This window comes from uncultured Methylobacterium sp. (assembly GCF_964251405.1).
GTDB lineage: Bacteria > Pseudomonadota > Alphaproteobacteria > Rhizobiales > Beijerinckiaceae > Methylobacterium.
The window spans coordinates 1-5126 of sequence record NZ_CAXUJR010000121.1; the positions used below are offsets into that span (position 1 = coordinate 1).

Sequence of the window (5126 nt, forward strand, 5' to 3'; positions counted from 1 at the left end):
GAGGCGAGTCATCGGGAGACGCGGATGAAGGCCCCTGCGCGCCGCTCACCCGCGATCAAGAAGGGCGGCCGGCGCCGGCGGACCTTTCTGGGCAAGCTGGTCTATGGCGGCCTCGTCCTCGGCCTGTGGGCCGTGATCGGGCTTGCCGGGCTGATCGCCTACCACGCCTCGCAACTGCCGCCGATCGACCAGCTCAGCGTGCCCAAGCGCCCGCCCAACATCGCCATCCTGGCGAGCGACGGCTCGCTGCTCGCCAACCGCGGCGAGACCGGCGGCCGCGTCGTGAGCATCAAGGAGCTGCCGCCCTATCTGCCGCGCGCCTTCGTGGCGATCGAGGATCGGCGCTTCTACGGCCATTTCGGCGTCGACCCCGTCGGCATCGTCCGCGCCGTCGGACAGAATCTCAGCCGGCGCGGCGTCGCCCAGGGCGGCTCCACCCTGACCCAGCAGCTCGCCAAGAACCTGTTCCTGACGCCGGAACGCTCCGCATCGCGGAAGATCCAGGAGGCGATCCTCGCCCTGTGGCTGGAGCACACCTATTCCAAGGACGCGATCCTCGAACTCTACCTCAATCGGGTCTATTTCGGTGCCGGCGCCTACGGCGTCGAGGCCGCGGCGCAGCGCTATTTCGGCAAGCCGGCCAAGGCCGTGACGCTCGCCGAGGCGGCCATGCTCGGCGGCCTCGTCCAGGCCCCGTCGCGGCTCGCGCCCAACCGCAACCTTCCGGCGGCCCAGGCCCGCGCGGCCCACGTCCTCGCCGCCATGGAGGAGCTGGGCTTCGCCAAGCCCGCCGACGTGAAGCTGGCGCTGGCGACCCCCGCCCGCCCCGCCCGTTCGGGCGGGGGCGGCTCGGCGAACTACGTCGCCGACCTCGTCATGGACGTTCTCGACGACTTCGTGCCGAAATTCGAGACCGACATCGTCGTCCAGACCACCGTCGATACGGGCCTCCAGGGCGTGGCCGAGAAGGCGCTCGTGGACGAGCTCAACCTCAAGGGCGGGCGCTACAACGTCGCCCAGGGCGCGCTCGTCTCGATGAAGCCCGACGGTGCGATCCGCGCCCTGATCGGAGGCCGCGACTACGCGCAGAGCCAGTTCAACCGCGCGACCACCGCCAAGCGCCAGCCAGGCTCGGCCTTCAAGCCCTTCGTCTACCTCGCGGCCCTCGAGCGAGGCCTCAGCCCCGACAGCGTGCGCGACGATTCTCCGATCACCATCAAAGGCTGGAGCCCTGAGAACTACTCGCGCGATTACCGCGGCGCGGTGACCCTGCGCGAGGCGCTGGCGCTCTCGCTCAACACCGTGGCGGTGCGGCTCGGCCAGGAGGTCGGCCCGAAAGCCGTGGTGCAGACCGCCCAGCGCCTTGGGATCTCGTCGCCGCTCCAGGCCAACGGCTCGATCGCGCTTGGCACCTCGGAGGTGACGCCGCTCGAACTGGTGGGCGCCTACGCGGCCTTCGCCAATGGCGGCACCGGCGTGATCCCCTACGTCGTCGCCAGCGTGAAGGCGGCCGACGGCAAGGTCCTGTACAAGCGGGGCGAGGGCGGGCTCGGCCGGGTGATGGACGCCAACGCCGTCTCGATGATGAACGCGATGATGCACGAGACCTTCGTCTCGGGCACCGCCAAGAAGGCCGAGATCCTGGGCTGGGATCTCGCCGGCAAGACCGGCACCAGCCAGGATTTTCGCGATGCCTGGTTCATCGGCTTCTCCTCGACGCTCGTGACGGGTGTCTGGCTCGGCAACGACGACGGGGAGCCGACGAAGAAGGTCTCAGGCGGCAACCTGCCCGGCGAGGTCTGGAAGACCTACATGAGCGTCGCATTGAAGGGGCAGAGCCCGGCCATGCTCCCCGGCGCCGGCCGCTGGCGTCAGCGCGGCCCCGCCGAGAGCCCGGCCGTCACCGGCAGCACGCCGGGCGGCCTGATCGGGGCGCTGCTCGGCGAGCCGCAGGCGGCTCCGCCCAAGGTCGCCGCCGCTCAGCGCGGACGCGGCCCGAGCCGGGATGATCGCAACTTCCTGGAGAAGCTGTTCGGCGTGGGGGAGTGAATGGAAACCGGTCCTGGCTGGGCGCCTCGGATCGGAACAGCCCGACGCATCGCTCCCGTGGAGAGACGACAGAGTCGAAATCCGAGCGGTTTGAGCGTTCATAGGACCGTGAATCGTCCCCACCGGCACGCCTGCAGCAACAACGGTCCCTGCGCTCCGCCATCGTTCCGTGGCGCCAAACCCTGGCGAACAGGCGTGCCGGGCCCGTCCGCTCGGAGCGACTGGCGGAAACGACTATCCAATAGAACTAATCCTTTCGGATTGATGGCCGAGCTGACCGTAACGTCTCTACAAAGGCGAGACGCGCATGCCGATCCCGTGTAGACTTGCGATACGTTAAATATTCTTCGACGATGAGGGCCGGCAAGCGGAGCTTGCTTGCATCCTGATGGCTACGCCGTTTCTGTCGGAGGTCGACATGACTGCCGCGCTCAACCCTGCCGCACCCCATCATTTACCGCTGTTCATTACGGTCGCCGGCGAGACCGATGTGTTCATGTCGGTCATGGCCGTTGTCCTGATCGTCGTCGTCATGGCGGTCGGGCTTCTGTTCCTGCGCGTGCATACGTTGCCCGAGCGGATCGCCCACAAAGGTCACAAGCTCCAGTTCGAGATCGTCGCCGTGCTGGGTTTGCTGGCCCTCTTCACGCATGTGCATCTCTTCTGGGTGATCGGCCTGCTCCTCGCCCTGATCGACTTTCCCAATTTCGGCGGGGCGCTCGGCCGGATCGCGGGGGCGCTCGAAAGGATCGCGGGAATCCCCCCGGCCAAGGGAGCGGCCGAAGCGCCCGAAGAGACCGGCGGTGCAGCCACCTTGGCTAAAGAACTCCCGCCGTCATCCCGGCCCCTACCGAAGATCGTCCCATCAAGAACGGGAGCTTGAGCCATGCTTGAGCTTCTTCTCTGCTCTATACTGACGATACTGCCCGACTATCTGTTCCGTCGCTACGCTCAGGGCAAGCGACTTGGAAGGGAAATCACCTTCTATTCAGTCTGGTTTGAACTGAGATGGGGCATCGTTGCCTGTGTGATGCTCACCGTAGGGTTGATCACGGTAATTTTCTACTATCATCCCTCTACAAACTACGCGACTTTGTATTACAGGACCGTTCCCATCGTTTCCGAGGCCAATGGACGTGTCGCCGAGGTCTACGTGAGCGGGGTGAGCAAGGAGGTCAAACAGGGAGAGCCGATCTTCCGGTTGGACAGTTCGACCCAGGACGCGGCCGCAGAAGCCGCCCGCCGCAAGATTGCCGAGGTCGAGGCCGCCATGGTGGCGGCGCGGACCGAGATCATGGCGGCCGAAGGAAAGGCTCAAGAAGCTCGGAGCGCCCAGCAGCAGGCCATGGACGAACTTGAGACGAAGCAGGAGTTGAACCGGCGCGGCGCCGGCATCGTCGCGTTTCGGGAGATCGAGCGCCTCCAGAACGTCGTGACCGGCCGCCAGGGCGCCGTTGCAGCCGCATCTGCCGCCAAGCAAGCGGCCGAGGCGCAGGTCACGAGTCTCCTCCCGGCTCAGAAGGCCAGTGCCGAAGCAGCGCTCAGACAAGCCGAGGTGGAAATCGCGAAGACCACCATCAGGGCCGGCGTGAGTGGGCGAGTGGAGCAATTCACGCTTCGCGTCGGCGACATCGTCAACCCGATCATGCGTTCAGCCGGAGTGCTGATTCCCGAAGGCGCGGGTCGAAAAGCGATCACGGCGGGTTTCGGACAGATCGAGGCGCAAGTGATGAAGGCCGGCATGGTGGCGGAGGTCACCTGCATCTCGAAACCGTGGACAGTCATCCCGATGGTGGTGACGAGCGTGCAGGACTTCATTGCCGCCGGACAATTCCGTGGTGGCGAGCAACTCGTTGACGCGCAGCAGGTGGTGCGGCCGGGGACGATCCTCGTCTTCCTCGAGCCCATCTACCAGGGCGGGCTCGATGGCGTGACGCCCGGCTCCAGTTGCATCGCCAACGCCTATACGAGCAATCACGATCTGATCGCATCCGGCACTCTCGGCACCACCAAGAAAGTCCTGCTCCATGCCGTCGATGCCGTCGGCATCGTCCATGCCATGATCCTGCGGATTCAGGCGCTGATCTTGCCGATCCAGACCCTCGTCCTGAGCGGGCACTGAAGCGACGGGACGAGGCTACCAATACACCTGGAACCGCCCGATCACCGTATCGGCGTCGATCGTGCGAAAGCCGGCGATCGCCGACGGCGAGGTGTGCGAGCGGATGTAGTCCGCCATGATCCGGACGTTGCGGTCGGGATACCAGTTGAGCCCGACCGTGACGTCGCGCTCGATGCCGCCGGCGATGGTGCGGTCCTGCAGGTCGATGGCGCTGAAACGGACGCCGAGCTCGAACACGCCGAACCCACCCCGCGAGACCCGGTCCCCCTCCGGCACGACCACGCCGGAGAAGACCGCATAGGCGGCTCCGTAATCGGGGCTGAGCTTGTAGCTGCGCGCGCGCTTGCCGTTGAGGATCACACTGCCCTGGACGTAGCCGCCGCGGAACCCGAGACTCGGGCGGCCGTCGAAGCGCTCGACGCGGGTGTCGATATACTCGGCCTGGAACAGGAACGGGCCGGACTGGTAGGCCGCCTCCAGCCCGAGCCGCGCGACGCCCGAGGCGCCGGCGATCACGTCCGTGTCGACGAAGTTCTGGCGCAGGAGCGAAGCCTCGGCTTGGCTCGAGAACGAGAGGTCGTCGCTCGTCCGCGACAGGCTGCGGTAGCTGCCGGCGAGGCCGAGGTGCAGAACGTGGTCGGTCTCGTGGATCGGCGCGTAGGTGAGGCGCCCGGTCGTCGCGACGCCCTGCTGCCCGATGCCGGTATTGGCATTGCCGCCGAAGACGCTCGCCACGGCCGTCCAGTCCTTGCCGTGCGGGTCTTTGCCGTGGATGCCGATGGCGCCGCCGAAGTTGCGGCCCGGCGCGAAGGCGTCGGCGAGCGAGCGTTCCGTGAACAGAGTGTTGGTGTCGCCCGTGAGCTGGTCGAGGCTGAAGGGCTCCTTCATGTTGCCCACGCTGAGGAGCACGTCGTGCGGCGCGTGGATCGCCGCCACCGCGTCGTTGATCGGCGTC

The 5126-nt window shown here is 66.6% G+C and carries 4 protein-coding genes; 3 read left to right on the forward strand and 1 reads right to left on the reverse strand.

Annotated elements, in window-relative coordinates:
- Positions 1 to 24: 24 nt before the first annotated feature.
- The 3 genes from ACFE7U_RS16335 (at position 25) to ACFE7U_RS16345 (ending at position 4171) form a co-directional block, all read left to right on the forward strand.
- Entirely contained in the window at positions 25 to 2049 is a 2025-nt protein-coding gene (locus ACFE7U_RS16335) for a transglycosylase domain-containing protein (protein ID WP_375410780.1), read from the forward strand.
- Positions 2050 to 2467: 418 nt separating this feature from the next.
- Positions 2468 to 2932 (forward strand): hypothetical protein, encoded by a 465-nt coding sequence (locus ACFE7U_RS16340; protein ID WP_375410772.1) that lies wholly within the window; start codon positions 2468 to 2470, stop codon positions 2930 to 2932.
- Between the two features lie 3 nt (positions 2933 to 2935).
- Positions 2936 to 4171: an HlyD family secretion protein gene (locus ACFE7U_RS16345; RefSeq protein ID WP_375410773.1), complete on the forward strand. Its 1236-nt coding sequence runs from the start codon at positions 2936 to 2938 to the stop codon at positions 4169 to 4171.
- 15 nt (positions 4172 to 4186) lie between these two features.
- On the opposite strand, the gene ACFE7U_RS16350 is transcribed toward ACFE7U_RS16345, so the two are convergent.
- On the reverse strand, positions 4187 to 5126 hold a 940-nt coding region (locus ACFE7U_RS16350; protein WP_375410774.1), incomplete at its 5' end, for an OprO/OprP family phosphate-selective porin.